The following is a 24925-nucleotide window of genomic DNA, read 5'->3' as shown; positions in this document are numbered from 1 at the left end:
CGCCCGAGGTCTTGGGCCCGACCGTGGACCGCCTCGCCGAGCCCCATGTGTCCGTCTACCGCGTCCCGCCGGACCACTAGCTTCACCTGTCCTGGTAGGCCCGTGGCCAACTGGGCTGGTAGCAGCAGCGCATGCCCGTCTGTACGGTGGCGCGCAGTTCATCCCCGATAACCGGATCGGCCTCCGCGATGCGGTTCACCGTACGTCTGATGGCCTTGCCCACCGCGACCCTGGCGCGCTCGGCGCTGCCGGTGAAGTGGCGGGTCCGCTCGCCGAGGCCGGTGGCCGCGGCCAGCTCGTCGAGCAGCCAGTCGCGCTCGGCGCGTACCCCGGCGACCCGTTCCGCGTCGTTCATCGACTCGAGCTCGTCGATCTCGGCCTGCAGGTGCGACAGCCGCTGCATGTAGCGGCGTTTGGCCAGGTCGTCGAGCACCGGCTGGGCGCTTTCGCCGTCCCGGCCTGTCGACTGGCCGGGGAGGGTGGAGCCGGCGGCCAGTTCGAGGGCGGAGATCTCCTGGTACGGGTTGGCCAGCAGGAGCGCCAGGTGGTTCATCCCCACGCTGTGCTCGACGTACACGGTCCGGCCGGCCAGCTCGATCCGCCATTGCCGTCCCCAGCGCCGGCAGGACACGGCCGATCGGCCGGCATCTTCGATCGGCCGGGCCAGCAGGGTGCCCAGTTCCAGCAGGCACTGCTCGGCGCGCGAGTCCGTGGGCTGGAACAGGTCGATGATGCGCCGCAGCAGCTCCATGAGCAGGTCGGCGCGACCGTCGCTGGTGATCGGCCGCATGTCCATGTCCATGTCCATGACAATCGGCCGCATGTCCATGACAGACGGGCTGGTACACCGCGCCATGCCGTCCCCCTTATCGCCGTAATGAGTCCCCGTGCCGTGGTGAGTGGCTCGACCGTACGGGGACAGGGCGGCGGTGGGGATCGGTGGCCGATCCCTATATTGCGGCGGGCGATGCCTAACTTTCCGCCCTGGGTTCCCGCTCGGCCAGGCCGAGCCTGATGGCCTGGTCGGCGGCGGCGTTGCGGCTCGGGGCGCCCAGTTTGGCGAGGATGGACGAGACGTGGTGACCGACGGTCTTGGTGGAGATGAATAACTTCGCGGCGATCTCGGCATTGGTGCATCGGGCGCAGAGCAGGGCGAGCACTTCGTGTTCGCGCCGGGTCAGCCCGAACGGATGCCCTCGGGTCGCCGCACGCGGACCGGCAGGGAGTGACCGGGCGCCGAGTTCGCGGAGCTTGCGCCTGACGATGCGAGTGGCGGGGAAGGCGCCGAGACCGGTGAGGATCTTCAGGGCCTGACGGAGCTCCGGCTCCCGTGGGGCGTGTGCCAGGGCCAGCGCGGCGTCGTACGGGCACCCCAGCTCAGTCCAGGCATGCGCGGCCTTCGTCGCATCACCGCCGAGCTCCAGCCGGTACGGCTCGGCGTGCGCGCCATGCGCCCGCCGGCGAGAGCCGGTCCGCCGCAGCCAGACGGCGACCGCGCCGAGATCCCAGGCGTCGCAACCCTCGGCGGTGTCCGCGGCCAGTTCGGCCTCGCGGCGGGCGTGGTCCGGCTTCCCCTCCAGCCAGTACGCCTCGGCGCGGGTGAGCCGGACGGGCACGATCTGCTGCGGCTCGCGGGTACGGTCGGCGATCTCGGCCGCCTCGTCGAGATACGCCCAGACGCCGGGCTCGCCACGGCGGGCGTGGATCGCGCCGAGCTTGCGTACGATGCACAACCGGCTGCACGAGGAGAGCGGCGTGACGGCGAGGATCTCGGCGCAGAGCGTCACCGCCTCGTCCCAGCGTCCCATCCGCTCCATCATGGCGGCCTGCTCGCTGCGCAGGTGCATCGCGTACGTGGTGAGGTCCCGCTCATCGCAATAGGCGAGGCCCTCGACCAGCAGCGGCTCGGCTTCGGCGAACTGCCGCTCGCTCACGTACGTGGCGCAGAAGTTCGCGAACGCCCGGCCCGCCTGATCTTGGTGGCGCCCGGACAGACCGAGATCCAACGCCCGGCGCATGCCCCCCACCCAGTCCTCGCCCTTGGCCGCGGACGACGCCGCCATGGTGTTGAGCACATCGCTGAGCACGTCGGTGGCGCCCAGACGCTCGGCGATCGTCTGCGCCCGCCGTGCCAGGTCGATCGCCGCGTCGTGCTGGGCCTGCAGCATGCGCCGGTTGGCGAAGATGGCGTACGCCCAGGCCAGCTCGACGCTCGGCCCGAGCGGTTCCAGAACCGACACGGCGGCTTCGACGGCGGCGACCGCCTGATCCGCGCGGACAAGGTTCCACAGAGTGCGTGACAGCCGCCGCAGCGTGTCGCCCTCCCGCAGCCGATCGCCCGCCTCGCGCCACTGCGCCAGCGCGTGCTCGCAGGCATCGGCCGCGTCCTCCCACTGGTCGAGCAGCGCCGCCTCGTCGGCCAGCCCCTCGTACAGCCGGGCGATCGTCGAGGCGTCCGCCCCGTCCGCGAACCGCAGGGCCCGCCGGAACTGCGCCGCCGCCTCACGGTGCGAGGCCAGCCACGCTGCACGGCGGGCGGCGGCGGGCGCGTGCCGCAGAACCGCCTCGGCATCGCCGGCCGCCTCGGCGTGGAAGGCCATCCGGGCCTCGTCGTCGCACCCCAGGTCGGCCAGCGCGGTCAGTACGAGGCCGTGAATGGCCCGGCCGCGATGCGCCGAGACCGCCCCCGCCACCGCCAGCCGCGCGATCTCATGACGGAACCTCAGCCACGGGCCGTCCTCGATCACCAGCCCGCACCCGAGCAGCTCGTCCAGGGCGGACGGCGGGCAGCCGGTCACCGACGCCAGTAATCGCGACTCGACCCTGGTCCCGGTCAGCGCCGCCACGTCCAGCACCTGACGGGACCCGCCGTCCAGGCGCGTCGCGCGCGCCAGCACCGCGTCCCGCGCAGATGGGGGCACTTCTGTCACGCCGGCCTGTACGACCTCGGTCACGTAGAACGGGTTCCCGCCGGTCAGCCGGTGCAGCGCGGACGCCTCCCACCCGCTCCCACGGGCCAGCAGCCCCACCGCGTCGGCGGACAGCGGCGCCAGCGCGATCCGCCGCGTCGACCGCTGCGAAGCCAGATCGCCCAGGGCGACCCGGAACAGATCGTCCGCCGCCAGACCCTCGTCCCGGTAGGTGGCGATGACCAGCACCGGAGCGCTCCACAGCCGCCGGCTGAGGAACCGCAGCATGTCCAGGGTGGCCTCGTCGGCCCAGTGAACGTCCTCGACCGCGACCACGTTCAGCGTCCCGGGCTCACTGACCTCGTGCAGCAGCCCGCGGAACAACTCCTCCCGCCCGGCCCCCGCGCGACACAGCTCCAGCAGCGCGCCACGACGCTGATCCGCCACGTCGAAGAGCGGCCCGAGCGGGCGCGGAGTGAACAGCCCGTCGCACATCCCCCACGACCAACGGGCATCCGGCAGCTCTTCCTGGAAGCGCTCCACCAGCGCCGACTTCCCGACGCCCGCCTCACCCGAGACCAGAACCAGCCGCCCGGCACCCTGCCTGGCCTCGGCCGCGTACTCAGCCAGCGCCGCCAGCGACGGCTCCCGCTCCAGCAACCGCATGCCCGCAGTATCCGCTAAATCCACGGAAACCGTAAGACGAAGGATGGCCCGCCTCAGGGCGACGGGCGATGAGGGACATCAATGCTGTTCCACCCCGTTCACGAACACCTTGCGCAGGGTCAGGTCGTCGGTGAACGTGATCGTGTTCGCGCCGGTGATGTTCGTGAACGCGCACTTCTCCAAGCGCACTCCGGTCAGGTGGTCGGTCTCCAGGCCGACGAGGTTGAGTACGGCGTCGGCGCCGTCGAGCCTGGTCCGCTCCATCCGGATGTCGCGGACCGACACCGGCTCGGTGCCTCCTTCGTTGCTGTTGTAGGCCATGTTGACGAACATCACCTCGCGGTCCACGTTCTGGCCGGTGAAGCCGCGTACGTAGACGCCCTCGATGTAGGCGCCGCGCTTCTTGCTGGCCTTGATGTAGACGGGGTACTTCACCGGGTAGTTGCCGGGGAAGTCCGGCGAGTTGATCACGCACCGCTCGGCGAAGACGTTGCGGACGCCGCCGGACATCTCGCTGCCGACCGTGATGCCGCCCCAGCGGCCGGAGAAGGCGCAGTCCTGGACGACGATGTTCTCGCTGGGCACGCCCACCCGGCGGCCGTCGGCGTCGCGTCCCGACTTGACCGCCACGCAGTCGTCGTTGGTGTTGAAGCGGCAGTCGTGGATGTGCACGTACGACGACGCCTCGGGGTCGCAGCCGTCGGTGTTGTACAGCGTGCTGACGACGGTGATGCCGCGCACGGTGACGTTCGTGGACAGGACCGGGTTCACGGTCCACATGGCCGGCTCGAGGATCGTGAGGTCGCTGACCAGGATGTTCTGACATTTCACGAACTGGACCATGGCGGGGCGCAGATAGTGACCCGCCCCGAACATGCGCTGTTCGACCGGGACGCCGTCGTCGCCCATCTTGCGCAGCGCCCGCTGGTCGGCGCCCTGCGGGCCGCTGTTGGCGTACCAGCTCTCCCAGGGGCCCTGTCTGGCTTGGCCGTCGAGTGTGCCCTTGCCGGTGACCGCGATGTTCCGCTGGCCGTGGGCGTAGATGAAGGGACTGTAGTTGTAGCACTCCGTGCCCTCCCACCGGGTGAAGACGACCGGCAGGTAGGCGTTCGGATCGGTGCTGAAGGCGATCACGCCGCCCTCGGACACGTGCAGCTCAACGTTGCTGAGCAGGTGGACGGCGCCGGTGAGGAAGCGTCCCGGTGGGACCACGACCCGGCCGCCGCCTCTGCGATGGCACTCGGCGATCGCCGCCTTGAACGCGGCCGTGCAGTCGGTCGTGCCGTCACCCACGGCGCCGAACGCGGTGACATCCCACCTTCGGTTGGGGAAGCGAGGGGGCCGGATCCTACGCAGGATGTCCGGCACTTGGTGCCAGGGATCCGCTGATCGGGCCTCGGCCTGCGCCGACGCGGTTCCGGGGACGAGTGTGGCGGCGGCTAGAGCGCCGCCAGCCTTCAATAGAGATCGTCTGGATGGCATGGTCACCACCGGGGGATGCGGAGACATCGGATCTCTGGAGCGTAAGTGCGGCCCGGACGTAATTCAAATCTTGACGAAGTAAATGATGAGATTCGCTCGATCGAGCGTGCTCCCCTTGGGGTCCGGTGAGGAGGGAGTGGTGGAGTTTCTGGTGGACATGATCACGCCGTTGTCGCCGCATCCGAGCGACCCGGGCCGGTCGGCCCTGGGACGCGGAACGGGTCGCCGACGGGCAGCCAGGCCGCATCGGCGTCCAGACCGAGCCTGCCGACGTCACGGGTCAGGGCTTCGACGGCGGCCCGTACGGCGCCGCGCTTCTCGCCGTGGCGGCACACCAGGGCCCAGGTCCAGTACGGCGATGGATCGATCACCGGTCGCCGGACGAGATCAGGCGGCAGGGGAGTGGTCTGACCCTTCGGTGAATTGATGACGGGGCGGCGCAACCGGCGTACGTGGTCGAAGAACGCCGCGTCGGTGATGCCACCATCGTCGATGTGCACGGTCTGGGATCCGGTGTCGCGGGCGAACTCTTTGGCATAGCGGTTCCAGGAGTCCCAGGTGACGGTGTCGGTGTCCAGCAGCACCAGCGTGTCCCTGGCCCGGACCGCCGACGTTTCGGAGCCCGCGGAGATCGCGTGGAGCCGATCCGCGCCGATCAGCCGAGCCTCGAGATCGTAGGCGGCCAGGTCATCGGTCTGAACCCAGCAGATGGCCAGATCGATGCTGCCGTCGGCCACCCGGCCGGCCTGGGTGTGTGACGGCATGACCCACGCGTCGACGTGCAACTGCGCTATGCCGGACAGGCGGGCGGCCAGGTCGGGGGGCCGCCAGTTGACGTACCCGAGCCGGACCGGTTCGGGGGCGGACATACGGGCCGCGGACGCGCGCAACTCGTCGGCCTGTCCGAGCAGCGCCCGGGTCGGGGCCAGCAACGCCTCCCCGGCCTGAGTCAGCGCGACCGAGCGGCGGTCCCGGTCGAACAGCCGCACCCCCAGGTCCCGCTCCAGCGCCTTGATCTGCTGGGAGAGCGACGGGCCGGCGATGCGCAGCCGGGCCGCGGCGCGGCCGAAGTTCAGCTCCTCGGCCACAGCCACGAAATAGCGCAGCTGGCGTAGCTCCACCCGCCCATCGTAGAGCGGTAGGAGGCTGTGCCTACCAGCAGAGAGCAAGCCCGTCGTGGCGCGACGGCGACCGCTGGGTGCACGATGGAATGCATGGCCCCAGGGCAGGTCGGGACCCGGCCGCCCCCTGTCTGAGCCATTCCCCCCACGCCGGCACCGCCCGAGAGCGGTGCGGGTGCCACACGTCCACAGTCACTTACAAGGGGGAAGCAATGAGTACGCCAAAAGTCGCCGTGATCACCGGCGCGTCCCAGGGCATAGGCGCGGCGCTGGTGACCGCCTACCGCAAGCTCGGCTACGCGGTCGTCGCCAACTCCCGGTCGATCGCGGATTCCGACGACCCCATGGTGCGGGCCGTCGCCGGCGACATCGCCGCCCCGGCCGTCGGGGCGCACGTCATCGAGCAGGGGCTGAAGGCGTTCGGCCGCATCGACACGTTGGTCAACAACGCCGGTCTCTTCGTGTCCAAGCCGTTCACGGACTACACCGACGAGGACTACGACCTGGTCACGGGAGTGAATCTGCGCGGGTTCTTCGAGATCTCCCAGCGGGCCATCGAGGCGATGCTCAGCCAGGGCGGCGGCGGACACGTGGTCAACATCACGACCAGCCTCGTCGATCACGCCAACAGCAAGGTGCCGTCCGCGCTGGCGTCGCTGACCAAGGGCGGCCTCAACGCGGTCACCAAATCACTGGCCACCGAGTACGCCACCCGGGGCATCCGGGTCAACGCGGTCGCGCCCGGCGTCATCCGCACCCCGATGCACCCGGTCGAGACCCACGAAGCCCTGGCCGAGCTGCACCCTGTGGGCCGGATGGGCGACATCAGCGACATCGTCGACGCGATCATCTATCTCGAGCACGCTCCGTTCGTCACCGGCGAGATTCTGCACGTCGACGGCGGCCAGAGCGCCGGTCACTGAGCTGGTCATTCGGCCGGCGGCGGGGCGCGGGCGGTCGGTAACCCCAGGCGCCGCCCGCCCCCAACCTGCCGAAAGAGCCGCCGCCCGCCTCACCTGCCATCAGCCTCACCTGCCGAAAGAGCCGAGAGAAAGGCGCATGTTGACAGCCGTACCGGAGCAGACGATCGAGGCGACCTCGCTGGAGCGGCCCTGGCGGGTCGTCGGGCAGGGCGCGGCGGCGCTGGCGGCGGGCATGGGCATCGGCCGCTTCGCCTACACCGCGATCCTGCCCCTGATGCTCGCGCATGCCGGGCTCTCGCCGCAGCTCGGCGCGAGCCTGGCCACCGCGAACTACATCGGCTACCTCCTCGGCGCGGTCGCCGCGATCATCGCCCCCGCGATGGCCGCCTCCCGGACGACGCTGCGCCTGTCGCTGGTGATCCTGATAGCCACGCTGGCCCTGATGCCGCTCACGCACGTCGGCGCGCTCTGGTGGCTGCTCCGGCTGGTCGCCGGGATCGCGAGCTCGCTGATCTTCGTCGTCGCGGTCAACGCCATGCTCACCGGGCTACGCGGCCACGCCCACCACCTCACCGGCTGGGCCTTTGGCGGCATCGGCGCCGGGATCGCCCTGTCCGGCGTCGTCGTGCTGATCCTCCGCACCGCTGGTACATGGCAGCAGGCGTGGTGGACCACGGCCGCACTGACCGCCGTCTTCACGGTCATTGCCTGGCCGCTGCACGCCAGTCCGACGTCGCCCCACGCGGCGCCGGTCCCGCCCCGGCGCGGTGACGCGGTCGGGCTGCGCTGGTTCGGCGCGTTGCTGGTCGGCTACACCCTCGAAGGGACTGGGTACATCATCGCCGGCACCTTCCTGGTCGCCGCGATCGACCAGACCGCGCCCGGCTGGGTCGGCAGCTCCGCCTGGATCCTCGTCGGGCTGGGCGCTCTGCCGTCGTCGGCCCTGTGGGCCTGGCTCAGCCGTACGTGGTCGCGGCCGACGCTCCTCCTCGTCGCGCTCGTCGTGCAGGCCGTCGGCATCGCGCTACCGGTCCTGGTCAGCGGGGTCGCGGTGGCCCTGGTCTCGGCGGTGTTGTTCGGCGCCACGTTCCTCGGCATCGCCTCCCTCACCCTGGCCGTCGGCGCCCACCTGCGGATCCCTCGGGCGGTCGCGATCCTCACCACCGGCTACAGCGTCGGGCAGATCCTCGGCCCCTTGGTCGTCACCCCGCTCCTGCACCAGGGCTACAACCAGGCGCTGCTCGTCGGCGCCGCCCTCGTCGCGCTGGCCGCGGTCGCGACCGCCGCGCTGCGTCACCGCTTCCCGCATCACCTCGGCCCACTGCCCCGACGGGTCGACACCGCCCAACCGACGCACATCACGATCCATCCATCCGACCGCTGATATCCGATCACTGATATCCGATCACTGATATCCGACCGCTGACAGGAGAGCGCCATGACCAGTACCGCCGAGGCCGAGATCCTCCACACCGTCCTGGACCGATGGAAGAGCGCCGTCGACGCGCACGACCCCAAGCGCGTGGCGTCGTACTTCACCGACGACGCCATCTTCCAAGGTCTGCACCCGTACGGCATCGGTCCCGAGAGCGTCGCCGAGTACTACGACTCACAGCCGATCGGCATGACCGCCGCGTACGACATCCTGGAGACCCGGCGGATGGCCGACGACCTCGTCCTCGGCTACCTGCACGTCGACTTCACCTTCACCGACCGGCCGGTCGTGACGGTCAACCTGTGCGTGCTGGCGCGGCGGGCCGGCGACGACTGGCTCATCGACCACTATCAGGTCTCACGGCTGCCCTGATCCCCTGAAGCGCGGAAAGGGCGGCTATCGTCTCACTGCTGATGTCGTCGTGCTGAAGGGGGCGGCCCGGTGACGGACACCCGGCGCTCGCAGCCGTTGCGCGGCCTGCGGATCGTCGAGATCTCCAGCTATGTGGCGACCCCGCTGAGCGGGATGACGCTGGCCCAGCTGGGCGCCGACGTGATCCGGGTCGAGCCGATCGGCGGCGCGGTCGACCGTACGCGCTGGCCGCTGGCCGAGAGCGGGACGAGCCTGTACTGGTCGGGGCTGAACAAGGGCAAACGCGCCATCGAGGTGGACCTGTCCGCCGAGGAGGGCCGCGCACTCGTCGGCGAGCTGATCGTCAGCGGCGGGCCGCGCGGCGGGATCGTGATCAGCAACTCCGAGCGCTACCCGGAGCTGTCCTTCGAGGCGCTGCGCGCGCGCCGCCCCGACGTGATCCACGTGCTGCTCACCGGCCGCCGGGACGGCGGGGCCGCGGTGGACTACACGGTGCAGGCGGCGACCGGGTTCCCCCTGCTGACCGGCCCGGAGGACGTGGCGGAGCCGGTGAACAGCCTGGTGCCCGCCTGGGACGTGACCGCGGGGCTCTATCTGGCGGTCGGGCTGCTGGCCGCGGAGCGGCACCGCCTGCTGACGGGGGAGGGACAGCAGGTACGGGTCGCGCTGGAGGACGTTGCCCTGGCCACCGCCGGGAACCTCGGCTACCTCGCCGAGGCGCAGCTGAGCGGCACCCCGAGGGAACGCGGCGGCAACTACGTCTACGGCACCTTCGGCCGCGACTTCATCACGGCCGACGGCGGGCGGCTGATGGTCGTGGCGCTGACCGCCCGGCACTGGAGCGGGCTGCTGGCCGCGACCGGCCTGACCGACGTGGTCAGCGCGCTGGCCACCGCGCTCGGGGTGGACTTCGCCGACGAGCCGGCCCGCTACCGGCATCGCAAGGTGCTCGGCGAGCTGCTCGCGGGCTGGTTCGAGAGCCGTACGCTCGCCGAGGCCGAGTCGGCGCTGCGTACCGCCCGGGTGCTGTGGTCGAGATATCGCAGCTTCACCGAGCTGGCCGCGCTGCTGGGGGAGAACCCGCTGATGGGAGCGGTCGAGCAGCCAGGAGTCGGCGGGCATTGGGCGCCCGGCTCGCCCGTGGTGATGGACGGGGAGCAGTCGCCGCCCGCGGCGGCGCCGCAGGTGGGCCAGCACACCGGCGAGGTCCTGCGGGCCGAGCTCGGACTGTCGGCCCAGGACGTCGCGACGCTGCGCAAGCATGGTGTCCTGGATGAACCGGTAAACCCAGGGACAGCCGAATGAAGCGACCCACGATCGACGACATCGCCCGCCGGGCCGGCGTCTCGAAGGGCGCGGTGTCGTTCGCGTTGAACGGCCGTCCCGGTGTCTCCAGCGAGACCCGCCGCCGTATCCAGGCCATCGCCGCCGAGCTGGGCTGGCAGCCGAACAGCCTGGCGCGGGCCCTGTTCGACGGGCGGCCCGACGTGCTGGGCCTCGTCGTGGACCGGCCGGCGCGCACGCTCGGGCTGGAGCCGTTCTTCATGCAGTTGATCTCCGGCATCGAGGCCACGCTGTCGGCGGAGTCCGTGGGGCTGCTGCTGCAGATGACCGAGGACCCCGAAACCGAGATCGCGATTTATCGGAAATGGTGGGCGCAGCATCGGGTCGCCGGAGTGTTCGTCGTCGACCTGCGGGCCGAGGACTCCAGGATCGCCGTGCTGGAGGAGCTGAAGCTGCCCGCCGTGGTCATCGGCGGACCGGAGGGGACCGGGCGGCTGCCCGCTGTCTGGAGCGACGACGCCGGCGCGATCGGCGTCGTGATGGCGCACCTGGCCGGGCTGGGGCACCGCAGGATCGCCAGGGTCGCGGGGCAGGAGGAGCTCAGGCACACCCGCGTGAGAACCGCCGCGATGCGGGAGGCGGCGGCCAGGCTGGGCGTTACGGCCGTCACCGTGTACGCCGACTACAGCGGCGAGAGTGGCGAGCGGGCCACCCTCGACCTGCTGCGCGGCCCGGACCGGCCGACCGCCATCGTGTACGACAACGACGTGATGGCCGTGGCCGGCACCGCCGCCGCTCGCGAGGCGGGTTTCTCGGTGCCTGCCGATCTGTCCGTCGTGGCCTGGGACGACTCCGCTCTGTGTCTGCTGACCCGGCCGCATCTGACAGCGGTGAGCAGGGACATCGCCGCGTTCGGCGCCAAAGCCGCCCGGTCGCTGCTCAGCTTGGTTCAGGGCCGGGAGGTGGCCGACTCGCAGCAGGCCGAGCCGCGCCTGGTGAGCAGGGGGAGCACGGCCCCCCTGTCCTGAATCGGTTCAGTAATCGAGTGGAAATGTCCGCGACCAGACATTGAAACTAAACGGGTTTAGTGATGGCATGACGGCTAATCTCCGCTGCTCAACTCCGGAGGGTTGATGACCCCGCTCCGCCCCTTGACCGATTCCTGGACCGTCCGCTCGGCGAGCGGCGACGTGCGTGCTCCGGCCACCGTGCCCGGTTGCGTGCACACCGACCTGCTCGCCGCCGGTCTGATCCCGGATCCCTACCTCGACGACAATGAGACCCGCCTGGCCTGGGTGGGGCGTACGGAGTGGCGTTACGAGACGGAGTTCTCGTGGGACGGCACCGAGCACGAGCGCACCGATCTGGTCTGCGAAGGGCTCGACACCGTGGCCGAGATCGAGCTCAACGGCGTGCGCGTGGGCGAGACCGCGAACATGCATCGCTCCTACCGGTTCGACGTCCGCCCCGCGCTGCGCATCGGGAGCAACCGGCTGGCGGTGACCTTCCGGCCGGCGGGGGAGTACGCCGAGCGGCTGAAGGAAGAGCTCGGCGACCGGCCGGGCGCCTACACCGAGCCCTACAACTTCATCAGGAAGATGGCCTGCAACTTCGGCTGGGACTGGGGCCCGACCCTGGTCACGGCGGGCATCTGGCGGTCGATCGGGCTGCACGAGTGGAGCGGTGCCCGGCTGGCCGCCGTGCGGCCGGTGGTGACCGTCACCGACGGCGTCGCCCGGGTCGCCGTGCATGTCGAGGTCGAACGGGCCGTACAGGAGGAACTGCAGATCACCGCCACCGTCTGCGGCAGGTCTGTTGTGGGAGCGCTCCCATCGGACACGGCGGTACTTGAGGTCGACATTCCCCAGCCCGAGCTCTGGTGGCCACGCGGGTACGGCGAGCAGCCGCTGCACGAGCTGACCGTGACACTCGGCGACGACCTCGACAGCTGGCAGGGGAAGATCGGCTTCCGGACGGTCGAGCTGGACACGGCCGACGGCGCCTTCACGATCGTGGTCAATGGCCGCCCGATCTTCGCCAAGGGCGTCAACTGGATCCCCGACGACTGCTTCCCGGTCAGGATCGACCGCGCCCGTTACGCCGAGCGTCTCGCGCAGGCGTGTGAGGCAGGCGTCAACCTGATGCGCGTCTGGGGCGGCGGGCTGTACGAGAGCGACGACTTCTACGACCTGTGCGACGAGCTGGGCCTGCTGGTCTGGCAGGACTTCCCGTTCGCCTGCGCCGCCTATCCGGAGGAGGAGCCGCTGCGCTCGGAGGTCGAGGCCGAGGCCCGCCAGAACGTCACCCGCCTCATGCCGCACCCGAGCCTGGCCCTGTGGTGCGGCAACAACGAGAACATCTGGGGCTTTTTCGACTGGCACTGGCGCGAGCGGCTGGCCGGACGTACCTGGGGCGAGGGCTACTACCTCGACCTGCTGCCCGGCATCGTGGCCGAGCTCGATCCGGGCCGGGCGTACTGGCCGGGCAGCCCGCACTCGGGGTCGATGGACGTCCATCCCAATGACCCCGACCACCACAACATCCACATCTGGGACGTCTGGAACGAACGCGACTACACGGCCTACCGCGAATACCGGCCCCGGTTCGTCTCGGAGTTCGGCTTCCAGGGGCCCGCGACGTACGCGACCATCAAGCGGGCCATCGGCGACGACCCGCTCACGCCCGACTCGCCCGGCATGCGCCTCCACCAGAAGGCGATCGACGGTGACCTCAAGCTGGCCGCCGGGCTCAAGCCGCACTTCGCGCCGCCCACCGGCTTCGCCGACTGGCACTACCTGACGCAGGTCAACCAGGCCAGGGCGATCCAGCTCGGCGTCGAGCACTTCAGGTCCCTGTGGCCGCACTGCGCGGGCGCGATCGTGTGGCAGCTCAACGACTGCTGGCCCGTCACCTCGTGGTCCGCGATCGACGGTGACGGGCGCAGGAAGCCGCTGTTCCACGCGCTGCGCCGGGCGTACGCCGACCGGCTGCTGACCGTGCAGCCGCGCGACGGCGGCCTGGCGCTCGTGGCGGTCAATGACACCGACGAGCCGTGGGCGAGCGGCGCGGTGGCCGCGCGGCTCGGCGTGGACGGCAGGGAACTGCGGACCGAGAGCTTCGACCTCGAAGTGCCGCCACGTGGCGTGGTGACGGTGCCCCTTGGCGTGGGTGAGCCGGCCGACCCGGCCAGAGAGCTGATCGCGGTGCGCGCGGGGGAGCGCAGGGCGCTGTGGTTCTTCCTGCCGGACAAGGACCTCGACCTGCCCGAGGGGCGGTGCACGGTGACGGTCGAGGGGCGTGACGTGATCGTCAGCGCGCACACGCTGGTGCGGGATCTGGCGATCTTCCCTGATCAGGTGCACCCCGACGCCGAGGTGGACGACCAGCTCATCACCCTCCTGCCCGGCGAAAGCCATCGCTTCACGATAAATCGGGAAATCGGGGCTGATGTGCCCATGAGGTGGGTGAACGACCGCTCCGCCCTCCTACCCAACCCCCCTGGGAGAAATGCATGAGAAGAACCTCGATGATCGTGGCAGCGGCCACGCTTGCCCTCCTCACCGCCTGCTCGGGCGGCGGGGTGCCACTGACCGCCGGCAGCGCCGCTCCCTCCTCAGGCCCGGCCTCGGCCTCCGGAGGCGCCGCCAAAGACACCATCGTGAACGTCATCGCCGGCACCGGCCAGTTCAACGAGAACCTCAACCCCCTGGTCCAGGGCGCGCCCAACCTCATGGGCACCTGGGGGCTGATCTACGAGACGCTCATGTTCTTCAACCAGTCGAAGTCGGGTGACGTCCAGCCCCTGCTGGCCACCAAGTACGAGTTCGGCGACGAGGGCAAGTCGATCACCTTCACCCTCCGCGACGGCGTGAAGTGGAGCGACGGCAAGCCGTTCACCGCCGAGGACGTGGCGTTCAACTTCCTCTACCGCCGCGACAAGAAGGACCTGAACGCGGGCGGCAGCAACGTCAAGGACGCCCAGGTCCTCAGCCCCACCTCAGTGAAGATCAGCTTCACCGAGAAGATGTACACCAAATTGTGGGACGTGGCCGGTCACCAGTACATGGTGCCCAAGCACATCTGGGAGAAGATCGACAAGCCCACCAAAGAGACGAACACCAAGCCGGTCGGCACCGGGCCGTTCATGATGGGCGAGTTCACGCCGCAGAGCTACACGATGGTCAAGAACCCGAACCACTGGGACACCGGCAAGCCCAAGATCGCCGGAATGCGGTTCTGGTCGTACAACAACAACGACGCCTCCCTCCAGGCGATGGTCACCGGGCAGCTCGACTGGGGCGGCATGTTCATGGCCGACCCCGACAAGCAGTTCGTGGCCAAGGACCCCGAGCACAACGCCTACAAGAACGAGTCCCAGTTGTACGTCACCAACCTGGTGCCGAACCTGACCAAGGCCCCCATGAACGACCTGGCCGTGCGGCAGGCCATCAACCTCGGGCTCGACCGCGACAAGATCATCGAATTGGCGTTCGCCGGGCTCGGCAAGCCGGCCAGCCCGGCGGGCATAGTGCTGCCGCTCTTCCAGGACTACCTCTCGCCCAAGTACGCCACCGCGAAGCTGGAGTTCAACCAGGACAAGGCCCGCCAGACCCTGGAGGCGGCCGGATACGCCAAGGACGGCGACGGCTTCTACGCCAAGGGCGGCAAGCGCCTGTCGGTGACCTGCCATCTGGTGAGCGGCTGGACCGACTACGTCTCGGCCGCCCAGGTCATCAAGCAGCAGCTCAAGGAGGTCGGCATCGAGTTCAAATCGAAGGAGGTCTCCTTCAACGCCTTCGTCGACATGCAGCAGAAGGGCGACTTCGAGCTGATGATGTGGAACGCCTATGGCGGCCCGCACCCGTACTACATGTACGACAACATCCTCAACAGCAAGAGCATCCCTCCGGCCAACCAGAACATGGCCCGCTACAAGAACCCGGCCGTGGACGCCGCGCTGAAGGTCATCGCCGACACCCCGCCGGAGCAGACGGACACGATCAAGCAGGCGATCTACGCCATCCAGGACGCCGTCGTGGCCGACCTGCCCTACATCCCGCTGCAGCAGTCCAGCGCCCTGGCCGAGTTCCGGACCACCAACGTCACCGGGTGGCCCAGCGAGCAGAACCCGTACGCGCTCGGCCTGCCCTTCTCCCACCCCGACAACGGCATCGTGGCCAAGAACCTCCAGCCGGTGCAGTAGCAACGACGAGGACGCGACCGGGGCCGCGCGCCCCGGTCGCCCGGGGAGAATCACATGGCATACCTTTGGCGCAAGCTCGGCTTCTACGCGGTGGCGCTGTGGGCCGCGCTCACGATCAACTTCCTCATCCCGCGCCTGATCAGGGGCAACCCGGTCGACATCATCCTGTCGCGCTTCCAGAGCAGGCAGCCCCCGCCGCCGGAGTTCCGCAAGACCCTGGAGGTCATGTTCGGGGTGAGCGACGACCCGCTCTGGGTCCAGTACTTCGCCTACCTCCGCCAGCTGGCCACCGGGAACCTCGGCACCTCCGTCACCTACTACCCCGCCCCGGTGGGCACCGTGATCGGCCAGGCGATGCCGTGGACGCTCGGGCTGGTGTCGATAGCGCTGCTGATCACGGTCGGGCTAGGCGTCGGCCTGGGCATGGTGGCCGGGTGGCGGCGGGGGAGCTGGCTGGACGGGCTGATCCCGACCACGACGTTCCTGGCCGCGATTCCGTACTTCTGGCTGGCCCTGCTGCTGCTGTTCTTCCTCGGGGCCGGGCTCGGCTGGTTCCCGCTGAACGGCGCCTACGACTACGCCCACGTACGCATGGGCTTCACCGGCGATTTCATCGGCAGCGTGCTCTACCACGGTGCGTTGCCCGCGCTCACGCTGGTGATCTCCGGCATCGCTGGCTGGCTGCTCGGCATGCGCAACATGATGGTCTCGACCATGGCCGAGGACTACGTGGTCATGGCGCAGGCCAAGGGGTTACGGCCGCGCCGGGTGATGGTCGCGTACGCGGCCCGCAACGCCGTCCTGCCCAGCGTGACCGGGTTCGCGATCACGCTGGGCTTCTTCGTCGGCGGCCAGGTCGCCACCGAGGTCGTCTTCTCCTACCCGGGCGTGGGGTTCGCGCTGCTGCAGGCCGTCGGCAGCGCCGACTACCCGCTCATGCAGGGCCTCTTCCTGATCATCTCGGTGGCCGTGCTGGCCGCCAACCTCCTGGTCGATCTGCTGTACGGGCTGATCGACCCCCGAGTGCGGAAGGCGGGCTGAGGCAGTGACCGCTGTTGTGACCCTGGCCGCTCCCCGGGACCGGGTGCTCGGCCTGCCCCGATCGGGCAAGCTCGTCGCCGGACTGGTGATCGTCGGCTTCTTCGCCCTGCTCGCCATCGCCGGTCCCATCCTGGCCGGAGACCCCGAGGCCCTGGTGGCCGGGCGGCTCGAACCGCCGTCGGCGGAGCACTGGCTCGGCTCGACCGACACCGGGCAGAGTGTGCTGGCCCAGCTGATGCACGCCACGCGCGGGTCGATGCTGATCGGCGTGATCGCCGGGGTGCTGGGCACGGTGGGCTCGCTGCTCATCGGCGTCGTCGGCGGCTATTTCGGCGGCTGGGTGGACGAGGCGTTCTCCCTGCTCAGCAACGTCGCCCTGGTCATCCCCACGCTGCCGCTGCTGATCCTGGTCGCCGACTACGTCGAGGACAGCGGCCCGTTCACCTACGCCCTGATCATCTCGATGATCAGCTGGGCGGGCCCCGCGCGGGTCATCCGCTCCCAGGTCATGTCGCTGCGCAACCGCGACTACGTGGACGCGGCCAGGGTGAGCGGCGAGCCCGGCTGGCGGATCATGGTCTTCCAGATCCTGCCGAACCTCGTCCCCGTCATCGCCTCCGGCTTCGTCTGGGCGATCATCGGCGCCATCCTCACCGAGTCGGGACTGTCCGCGCTCGGCCTGGGCGGCGGCGCGGTCACCTCCTGGGGCGGGATGCTCTACTTCGCCCAGAACGGCTCCGCGCTCTCCATGGGCGCCTGGTGGTGGTTCGTCCCGCCGGGGGTGTTCATCGCCGCGCTCGGCACCGGGCTCTCGCTGATCAACTTCAGCATCGACGAGCTGATGAACCCGCGACTGCGAAAGGCGGCCGCATGAACGACACCGTCCCGTCGGTACGCGACATGAACGACCGCGACATGAACGACACCGTCCTGTCCGTACGTGACCTGAGCGTGGCTTATGGGCAGACCCGCGCGGTCCGCGGCGTGAGCTTCGAGCTGGGCCGCGGCCAGGTGCTCGGCATCGCGGGCGAGAGCGGCTGCGGCAAGTCGACCCTGGCGTACGCGATCAACCGGCTGCTGCAGCCACCCGGCCGGACCACCTCCGGCGAGGTCGTCTTCCACCCCAAGGACGGCGACCCCATCGACGTGCTGGCCCTGGAGGGCGAGGAGCTGCGGCGCTTCCGGTGGCGGCGGGTGGCCATGGTCTTCCAAAGCGCCATGAACGCGCTCAATCCCGTGCTCAGCGTCCGGCGCCAGCTCCACGACGTGTTCACCACCCACGAGCCGTCGATGTCCAGGCGCGAGCGGGAAGAGCGCTCCCGTGAGCTCCTGGAACTGGTCGGCATCGATCCGGGACGCATCGGCGCCTACCCGCATGAACTGTCGGGCGGCATGCGCCAGCGGGTGCTGATCGCGATGGCGATGGCGCTCAACCCCGACGTGGTCGTCCTGGACGAGCCCACGACGGCGCTGGACGTGGTGGTGCAGCGCGACATCCTGGAGGAGATCGACCGGCTGCGGGAGATGTTCGGCTTCGCCGTCGTCTTCATCACCCACGATCTGTCGCTGCTGCTGGAGATCAGCGATCATCTCGCGATCATGTACGGCGGCCGCATCGTCGAGTACGGCACCAGCAAGGACACCCTCATCCAGCCCCGCCACCCGTACACGGTCGGCCTGCTCAACTCCTTCCCCAGCCTGCGCGGCGAACGCCAGGCGCTGCACGGCATCCCCGGCAGCCCGCCTGACCTGTCGAAGGAGCTGGCGGGCTGCTCGTTCGCGCCCCGCTGCCCGTACGCGTTCGAGGGCTGCCACACCCACGAGCCCGAGCTGGACTCGATCCAGGACTCCCTGGTGGCCTGCCTCCAGTACGACCGCAGGCTGCACCCCGCCCGCCCCGACCGGCGCCTGCGGGAACGCCGCTTCGACCACGCCGACCATGAGGTGATCTCATGACCTCGATGACGGTCAGCCACCTGAGCAAGACCTTCAGGCTGTCCAGGAAGGAGCACCTCCGGGCGGTCGACGACGTCTCCTTCGAGCTGCGCTCCGGCGAGACCACCGCGCTGGTGGGGGAGAGCGGCAGCGGTAAGTCCACGATCGCCCGCATGCTGGCCAGGCTCGCCAAGCCCACCTCGGGCGAGATCCGGTTGGAGACCTCGAACTACCGCAAAGACGTACAGATGGTCTTCCAGGACCCGTTCGCCTCGCTCAACCCGGCCCACACGATCGGCTACCACCTCCGCCGCCCCCTGGAGATCCACAAGAGACCGGGCACGGCCGAAGAACTGCTGGAGCGGGTCAACCTGCCCGCCGCCTACGCCCGCAGGTATCCGCACGAGCTGTCCGGCGGCCAGCGGCAGCGGGTGGCCATCGCCCGCGCGCTGGCACCGCGCCCCAAGGTACTGCTGGCCGACGAGCCGGTCTCGATGCTGGACGTGTCGATCAGGCTGGAGATCCTCAACCTGATCGACCGGCTCAAGCGGGAGGAGGAGCTGGCCGTCCTCTATGTCACGCACGACCTGGCAACCGCGCGCTACTTCGCCCGCGACATCATGGTCATGTACCGGGGGCAGATCGTCGAGCGCGGCCCGGCCGACGACGTCATCCTCGCGCCGCGGCACCCGTACACCCGGCTGCTGGCCGAGGCCGCCCCCGACCCCTGGGCGGCGCACGAGGACGGGCGGCCCGCCCGGCAGGAGCGCAGGAGCGGCCCGCCCGTCGCCGATGGGTGCCTGTTCCGCAACCGCTGCCCGTACGCCGCCGACGCGTGCGCCGGCCAGATCCCCACCTACGGCGAGGAGCACCGCGTCCGATGCGTCCTGGGGGAGGGCGAGCCCGCGGCGTGAGCTGCCCTGGGCGACGGCGAGCCGCGGCGCGAGGCGTCAGCTCGAGACCACGTCGCTTTGGGCAGGTATCAGCTTGAGACCACGTCGCTCTGGGCCAGGATGCGCAGGTGTTCCAGCAGTTCGCCGCTGGTCTCGGCGAGCGGCTGGATGCAGACGTGGTCCGCGCCGGCGTCGAGGTGGGCCCGTACCCGCTCGATGATCGTCTCCGGGTCGCCCCAGGCCACGATGGCGTCGACCAGGGCGTCGCTGCCGCCGTCGGCGAAGTCCTTGTCGTCCCAGCCCAGCTCGCGCAGGTTGTTGGCGTAGTTGGGCAGCGCGAGGTAGTGCTTCGTGAAACCGCGGGCGGTCCGCCGGGCCCGCTCCGGGTCGGTGTCGAGCAGGACCGTCTGCTCCGGCGCCAGCACCGGATCGGGGCCGAGGACCGCGCGGGCGCGCGCGGTGTGCTCAGGGGTGACGAAATAGGGGTGCGCGCCCTGGGCGCGCTTCGCGGCCAGATCCAGCATCTTGGGTCGTAGCGCGGCCAGCAGCCGCGGCGCCGGCTCCGGCAGGGGGCCGCCGTACTCCGACGCGTCCATGGCATCGAGGTACGCGCGCATCGCGGACACCGGCTTGCTGTAGTCGTGGCCTCGCGCCGACACCAAGGGCGCGTGGCTCACGCCGAGACCGAGCACGAACCGGCCGTCGTACGCCTCCGCGAGGGCGTTGGCCCCGGTCGCAATGGCGGTGGCGTCCCGGGCCCAGATGTTGGCGATGCCGGTGGCGATCATCATCTGCCGCGTCCCGCTCAACAGGATCGCCGAATGGACCAGCGCCTCCTTGGCCTTCGGCCCCTCACCCACCCACAGGGTCCCGTAGCCCAGGCTCTCGATCTCGGCAGCCGCGTCGCGCTCGAATGAGGCCGATTCGCCGCCCAGTGTGCTGTTCCAGACCCCTACTCGGCCCATGCGCCGCTTCAGCGCCGCGACATCAATCGTCGTATCGGGCATCACAACTCCCCGCCTCGTCGTCAGAGTGGATCTCACGATACGTAACGGATCATCGGGGCAGGTTAATGCCCGATTCACGGGTTGCCGTATTTCGGCGGTCCGCGGCGTGCCTGAACCCGGGTGCCGTGGGAGCCGTACCTTCTGACGACTGTCTGGAGCGGAAAGCCCTGTTGCCTGCAGGCGTCAGCAGGACCTGGCGCCTTTCTGGACAGGACCTGGCGTCTTCTAGATGGGCAGGCGATGGCACACGGCACCAAGCGCGGCGACACGGTGGACGGGACGATCGGCGGTGATCCCCGGCTGGTCGGCGGCCATCGCATCATCCGCCGGCTCGGCGCGGGCGGGATGGGCGTGGTCTACCTCGCCGAGGGCGGGGCGCGGACACTGGTGGCGATCAAGGTCATTCACCGGCACCTCGCCGGCGACCCGGAGTTCCGCCGGCGCTTCCGCCGCGAGGTCGCCACCGCGCAGCGGGTCGCCCGCTTCTCCACGGCTCCCGTGCTCGAGGCCGATCTGGACGGCGACCTGGCCTATGTGGTGACCGAGTACGTGCCGGGGCCGACGCTGTACAGCGCGGTCAAGGAGTGGGGCCCGATGGTGGGCTCGGAGCTCGAAGGGCTCGCCATGAGCATGGCGGTCGCGCTGGGGGCGATCCACGCGGCGGGCGTCGTTCACCGGGACCTCAAACCGTCCAACGTGCTGCTGTCCCCTGCGGGCCCGAAGGTCATCGACTTCGGCCTCGCCTTCGCGGCCGACTCCACCACTCTCTCCGTCACCAGGATGGGCACGCCGGCGTACATGTCTCCGGAGCAAGTACGGGGGCTGCCGCTCGCCATGGCCTCCGACGTCTTCGCCTGGGGCGGGGTCGTGGTCTTCGCGGCCTGCGGGCAGCCGCCGTTCGGCTACGGGGCGGGGCACGAGGTGCTCTACCGGGTGGTCCACGACGATCCCGTACTGCCCAAGCTGGAGGGGGTTCTCGGGGAACTGGTGCCGAGGGCGCTGAGCAAGGACCCGGCGGCGCGGCCCACGGCGGCGGAGCTCGTGGACGCGTTCGCCGAAGGCCCGACGAGACGCCTCCCGCCCACCGCCGTCCCGCCCACCGCCGTCCCGCCCACCGCCGTCCCGGCTCCGACCCCGGCCGACACGCTCGCGACCGAGCCCCGCCTCGGCGCCGCACGACCACCTGCGCCCGTGCGTGAGGCCCCGATCGGCGCGCCCGACCCCGAGCCTCCGAGCACGCCATCCGGAGCAGAGGCCGAGCCGCCGGACGGCGATTCTAGGAGCCACCCGACCACCCCTGAGCCAGGCGGCGGCGTAGGTGCCAGGGCGGGCAAGGACCAGCGACGACGCCGCAGGGCCACATCGCGACGGCGGGTGTCGAGACGACGGTGGGTGTGGGGCGCCGCCGCCCTCGCCCTGGTGACGGCGGGAGCCGTCTTCACCTCCCTGGCGATCACCCCCCGAGACCCGTTGCCTCCCGGTCTGTCCGCGCGGCCCGCCGGAAACCCCGCCGTGGCGCAGGACGCGGGCACGCGGTGGCGGAAACTCCCCGGCCAGAACCCCCTGCGCGACGCCGGCGTCCGCTTCTACGTGCAGCCGGACACCGACGCGGCCCGACAGGCGCGGACCTGGTCGGCACAGGGCAGAACAGCCGACGCCGCGCTGATGCGGGCCCTGTCGGAGGTCCCCCAGGCCATCTGGCTCAGCGGCGGCTCGCCCGCCGACGTCTCCCGTACGGTCCGCGAAACGGTCACCCAGGCGGACCGGCAGGGGACGGTGCCGGTGTTCGTCACCAACAACATCCCGGGACGTGACTGCTGGAACGGCGGCGCCCCGAACACCGGCACCTACCGCACCTGGATCGACGCCGTCGCCGAGGGCATCGGAAACCGGCCCGCCGTCGTCGCCCTGGAGCCCAGCGCCCTGGCCCGGCTGCCCGGCAGCCCGGAGTGCCCGCAGGGCGGGGAGACCGCCGCCGTCCAGCGGTACGCCGACCTCTCGTACGCCGTGGAGACCCTCACCGGCCTGGCCGGCACCGCCGTCTACCTCGACGGCGGGCTGGCGGGGTGGCCGGCGTTCACGCAGATCGCCGACCGGCTGGTCAACGCGGGGGCGGTCCGCGCCGACGGCTTCTACGTCAACGCGGTCGGTTACCGCCCGACCGCCCGCTCGCTCGCGTACGCCGCGCAGCTGTCCAGATGTGTCTACCTGAGGGCGGCGTCGCGGACGGCCTCGTGCGCCGACGCGGCCCTGGCCGCCGTGCCAGACGACAGGCCCGGCCTGCCGCACTTCGTCATCGACACGAGCCGGAACGGTAGGGGCGAGTGGCAACCGCCGGCCGGCCGGTTCCCGGTGCCGGACGAATGGTGCAACCCTCCGGGCAGGGGCGCGGGAGCCCGGCCGACCGCCGACACCGGCACCCCACTGGCCGACGCGTCGCTGTGGCTGAACAGCCCGGGATTCTCCAACGGCCAGTGCACGCGGGGCACCTCGGGACCCGCGGATCCGGCGTACGGCATCGTCACCCCGGCCGCCGGCCAGTGGTGGCCCGACCAGGCCCTTGAGCGGGCACGGAACGCGGTCCCGCCGCTGCCGGCCGGTGCCCCATAGTGGCGGCCACCCTGCCGTACCCGCTGCGAGCGGCCGCTCGGCTGCCCCCACAGCGGGCGGCCGCTCGACCGTCCCCACAGCGGGTGGCCGCTCTGCCGCCCCCACAACGGGGAGTCATAGACTCGCTGCCGGACGGCGGCCTGAGCTGAGAAACAGCACGTCAGAGTGGTACGGGTGGCACCTGAATCCGCGATCCACGGATTACGAGGGCGCTCATCGGGCAGATGGGGCGGGGAAGAGTTACGGGCGGCACCCCGAATGCCTTACGGTCTGCTGGTCACTACTCTAAGTTTCGCAACGGTGCGTGCTCCGGGAGGTGGCCGCGATCGGGAAGGTGGCATGGGTGACGGTCGGTGCTGAAACGCAGATCACGGATCTGACCATCAACGATCATGCCTGCCTGACGTTCGGGGAGCATGAGGAGTTGCTCGACCTCACCACCGCCTTCGTACGGGACGGACTGGCCGAGGGGCAGCGCGTCGTCTGGCTGGCAGAGGAGCCGGAGCGCAGCCTGGCGGAGCTGGGCCGGCGGGGAGTGGTCGCGCGGGAGGCAACGACGGCTGGGCGAATGATGGTCATGACCTGCAAAGACGGGCTGCTGGACGGGCAGGCGTTCACCGCGGAGCACGCCACGCGGTGGCTGCGCGATCAGATGGTACGCACGGCGCGCGAGGGTTACCCCGGACTGCGTGTGGCGCTCGACATGAGCTGGGCCTTAACGCCGGTGAGCGGCATCGAGCAGTTGCCGGCCTTCGAGGAGGAGATCGCGGCGACGCTGGCGCGCGGCGGCGCGGCGGTCCTGTGCCAGTATGACCGCGAACGCTTCGACCCGATCACCCTCGCCTCGGTCTCGGGCTATCACACCCATACGGTCGCCGCGGCCACCTATCATCACGACGCGCTGCTGCGTATCTGCCGCCAGTACGCCCCGCCGGGCATACGGCTGGCCGGGCAGCTCGACCGGTCGGCCGAAGACGCGCTCAGGCTGGCCTTGAGCGAAACGATCCGGGTCGATGACGACATCACGGTTAATATGGCCGAGCTCTCCTTCATCGACCTGTCCAGCGCTCGTATGATCATTGACGCCGTCCGCAGCCTGCCCACGCCTCGCAAAGCGACACTGCGCTGCAGCCCTGCCATCCACCCGCGATTCGCCCTGCTCGGCGCTTCCGCGGTGCCCGGACTCAGCTTGGTGGCCACTCATGATGGGTAACCGGCCACCTGACCGTCGGGCGTCGCCCTCCGGCGAGGTGGAGGGCCGGCGTCGTCTGGAGAGTCAGCGAGATGGGGAGGGGCCGGTCGAGTCGGCCGTACTCCTGGACCAGCCCTTCGACCGCGATTCGCTCTATGCGCTGCGGGCGACATTGGAGGCGCACGCGAGCCAGGCGGGGCTGCCCGAGGGCCGAACCTCGGACGTGGTCCTCATCGGGCACGAGCTGGCCAGCAATGTCATCCTGCACGGCTCCGGGAGCGGATGGGTACGCTTGGAGGTCGCGGACGGCATGCTGCGCTGTGAGGTCGTCGACAGCGGCGCCGCTCACCCGGAGCAGGGGACTCCTGGATGGCCGTACCAGTTCGGGCACGGGCTGTGGATGGCCCGCTTCCTCAGCGACTTCCACACCGTGAGGCATGGCCCCGGCGGCACCGTCGTCACCGTGGGTTTCGCGCTGCCCAGTCCGCTCCGCCCGGCCTTCAAGCTGACCCGCCAATCCCAGAACGGCCGCACCACACTGAGCCTGGTGGGCGACCTCGACCAGCGGACGGCTCCGGACGTCATCGCCACCGTCGAGGACCTGATCTCGACGACCAAGCCCCTCCGGCTGGTCCTGGACCTGAGCGGCATGACGTTCTGGGATTCCACCGGCATCACCGCCCTCGTCACCTCACAGGAGCACGTCGCCGCCGCTCCGGGCGCGACCATGGCCCTGGCCGGGCTCTCGACGGAGCACCAGGGACGCCTTGACTCCCTCGGATTCGTCTCCTTCACCTATGACAACACCAGCCACTAGAGCGGTGACCGCAACGGTCCCTGGGTAGTTCGTCA

19 protein-coding genes are annotated in these 24925 nt (G+C 70.2%); 14 read left to right on the top strand and 5 right to left on the bottom strand.

Going from position 1 to position 24925, the window contains the following annotated elements; genetic code table 11:
- Window positions 1-82: 82 nt before the first annotated feature.
- From AB0B64_RS01045 to AB0B64_RS01030, 4 genes are all read right to left on the bottom strand, one after another.
- On the bottom strand, window positions 83-802 hold the full coding sequence (locus AB0B64_RS01045; protein WP_357952322.1) for a hypothetical protein: 720 nt from the start codon (window positions 800-802) through the stop codon (window positions 83-85).
- 169 nt (window positions 803-971) lie between these two features.
- A complete protein-coding gene (locus AB0B64_RS01040; protein WP_358173625.1) occupies window positions 972-3575 on the bottom strand; it encodes an AAA family ATPase in 2604 nt (867 codons plus the stop codon).
- 78 nt (window positions 3576-3653) lie between these two features.
- Window positions 3654-5057, bottom strand: coding sequence for a glycoside hydrolase family 28 protein (locus tag AB0B64_RS01035; RefSeq protein ID WP_358173622.1), 1404 nt, complete (start codon window positions 5055-5057; stop codon window positions 3654-3656).
- 161 nt (window positions 5058-5218) lie between these two features.
- The gene (locus tag AB0B64_RS01030; RefSeq protein WP_358173619.1) at window positions 5219-6178 is read right to left on the bottom strand and encodes a LysR family transcriptional regulator; all 960 of its coding nucleotides are present in this window, start codon (window positions 6176-6178) and stop codon (window positions 5219-5221) included.
- Between the two features lie 212 nt (window positions 6179-6390).
- On the opposite strand from AB0B64_RS01030, the gene AB0B64_RS01025 reads away from it, so the two are divergent.
- The 11 genes from AB0B64_RS01025 (at window position 6391) to AB0B64_RS00975 (ending at window position 19285) form a co-directional block, all read left to right on the top strand.
- Entirely contained in the window at window positions 6391-7101 is a 711-nt protein-coding gene (locus AB0B64_RS01025; protein WP_357952326.1) for an SDR family oxidoreductase, read from the top strand.
- A 136-nt stretch (window positions 7102-7237) separates the two neighbouring features.
- A complete protein-coding gene (locus AB0B64_RS01020) occupies window positions 7238-8485 on the top strand; it encodes a YbfB/YjiJ family MFS transporter (RefSeq protein WP_358173616.1) in 1248 nt (415 codons plus the stop codon).
- Window positions 8486-8539: 54 nt separating this feature from the next.
- Window positions 8540-8908: an SgcJ/EcaC family oxidoreductase gene (locus AB0B64_RS01015; RefSeq protein ID WP_357952328.1), complete on the top strand. Its 369-nt coding sequence runs from the start codon at window positions 8540-8542 to the stop codon at window positions 8906-8908.
- A 69-nt stretch (window positions 8909-8977) separates the two neighbouring features.
- Complete coding sequence (locus tag AB0B64_RS01010; RefSeq protein ID WP_358173613.1) at window positions 8978-10213, top strand: CoA transferase; 1236 nt, start codon at window positions 8978-8980, stop codon at window positions 10211-10213.
- A complete protein-coding gene (locus AB0B64_RS01005; RefSeq protein WP_358173610.1) occupies window positions 10210-11220 on the top strand; it encodes a LacI family DNA-binding transcriptional regulator in 1011 nt (336 codons plus the stop codon). The genes AB0B64_RS01010 and AB0B64_RS01005 overlap by 4 nt, the downstream gene beginning before the upstream one ends.
- A gap of 105 nt (window positions 11221-11325) precedes the next feature.
- Window positions 11326-13707: a glycoside hydrolase family 2 protein gene (locus AB0B64_RS01000; RefSeq protein WP_358173606.1), complete on the top strand. Its 2382-nt coding sequence runs from the start codon at window positions 11326-11328 to the stop codon at window positions 13705-13707.
- A complete protein-coding gene (locus AB0B64_RS00995; RefSeq protein ID WP_357952333.1) occupies window positions 13704-15395 on the top strand; it encodes an ABC transporter substrate-binding protein in 1692 nt (563 codons plus the stop codon). The genes AB0B64_RS01000 and AB0B64_RS00995 overlap by 4 nt, the downstream gene beginning before the upstream one ends.
- A 54-nt stretch (window positions 15396-15449) precedes the next feature.
- Window positions 15450-16436 carry an ABC transporter permease gene (locus tag AB0B64_RS00990; protein WP_358173603.1) on the top strand — a complete coding sequence of 329 codons (987 nt, stop codon included), beginning with the start codon at window positions 15450-15452 and terminating at the stop codon, window positions 16434-16436.
- 4 nt (window positions 16437-16440) lie between these two features.
- Entirely contained in the window at window positions 16441-17310 is an 870-nt protein-coding gene (locus AB0B64_RS00985) for an ABC transporter permease (protein WP_357952336.1), read from the top strand.
- A complete protein-coding gene (locus tag AB0B64_RS00980) occupies window positions 17307-18392 on the top strand; it encodes an ABC transporter ATP-binding protein (protein WP_357952337.1) in 1086 nt (361 codons plus the stop codon). The genes AB0B64_RS00985 and AB0B64_RS00980 overlap by 4 nt, the downstream gene beginning before the upstream one ends.
- Window positions 18389-19285 carry an oligopeptide/dipeptide ABC transporter ATP-binding protein gene (locus tag AB0B64_RS00975; protein ID WP_358173600.1) on the top strand — a complete coding sequence of 299 codons (897 nt, stop codon included), beginning with the start codon at window positions 18389-18391 and terminating at the stop codon, window positions 19283-19285. The genes AB0B64_RS00980 and AB0B64_RS00975 overlap by 4 nt, the downstream gene beginning before the upstream one ends.
- A 68-nt stretch (window positions 19286-19353) precedes the next feature.
- Here AB0B64_RS00975 and AB0B64_RS00970 read toward each other — a convergent pair whose 3' ends face one another.
- Entirely contained in the window at window positions 19354-20271 is a 918-nt protein-coding gene (locus AB0B64_RS00970; protein ID WP_358173597.1) for an LLM class F420-dependent oxidoreductase, read from the bottom strand.
- A gap of 240 nt (window positions 20272-20511) precedes the next feature.
- Between AB0B64_RS00970 and AB0B64_RS00965 the strand changes: the two genes are divergently transcribed.
- The 3 genes from AB0B64_RS00965 (at window position 20512) to AB0B64_RS00955 (ending at window position 24890) form a co-directional block, all read left to right on the top strand.
- Window positions 20512-22881, top strand: coding sequence for a glycoside hydrolase family 6 protein (locus tag AB0B64_RS00965; RefSeq protein ID WP_358173594.1), 2370 nt, complete (start codon window positions 20512-20514; stop codon window positions 22879-22881).
- 316 nt (window positions 22882-23197) lie between these two features.
- On the top strand, window positions 23198-24094 hold the full coding sequence (locus AB0B64_RS00960) for an MEDS domain-containing protein (protein ID WP_357952341.1): 897 nt from the start codon (window positions 23198-23200) through the stop codon (window positions 24092-24094).
- Window positions 24084-24890 carry an ATP-binding protein gene (locus tag AB0B64_RS00955; RefSeq protein WP_358173591.1) on the top strand — a complete coding sequence of 269 codons (807 nt, stop codon included), beginning with the start codon at window positions 24084-24086 and terminating at the stop codon, window positions 24888-24890. Before AB0B64_RS00960 ends, AB0B64_RS00955 begins: the two co-directional genes overlap by 11 nt.
- The last annotated feature ends 35 nt before the right edge of the window (window positions 24891-24925 follow it).

Source organism: Nonomuraea sp. NPDC049129, from assembly GCF_040648495.1.
Lineage (GTDB): Bacteria > Actinomycetota > Actinomycetes > Streptosporangiales > Streptosporangiaceae > Nonomuraea.
The sequence above is the reverse complement of the archived record's forward strand: the minus strand, read 5'-3'. Positions and strand labels throughout refer to the sequence as shown.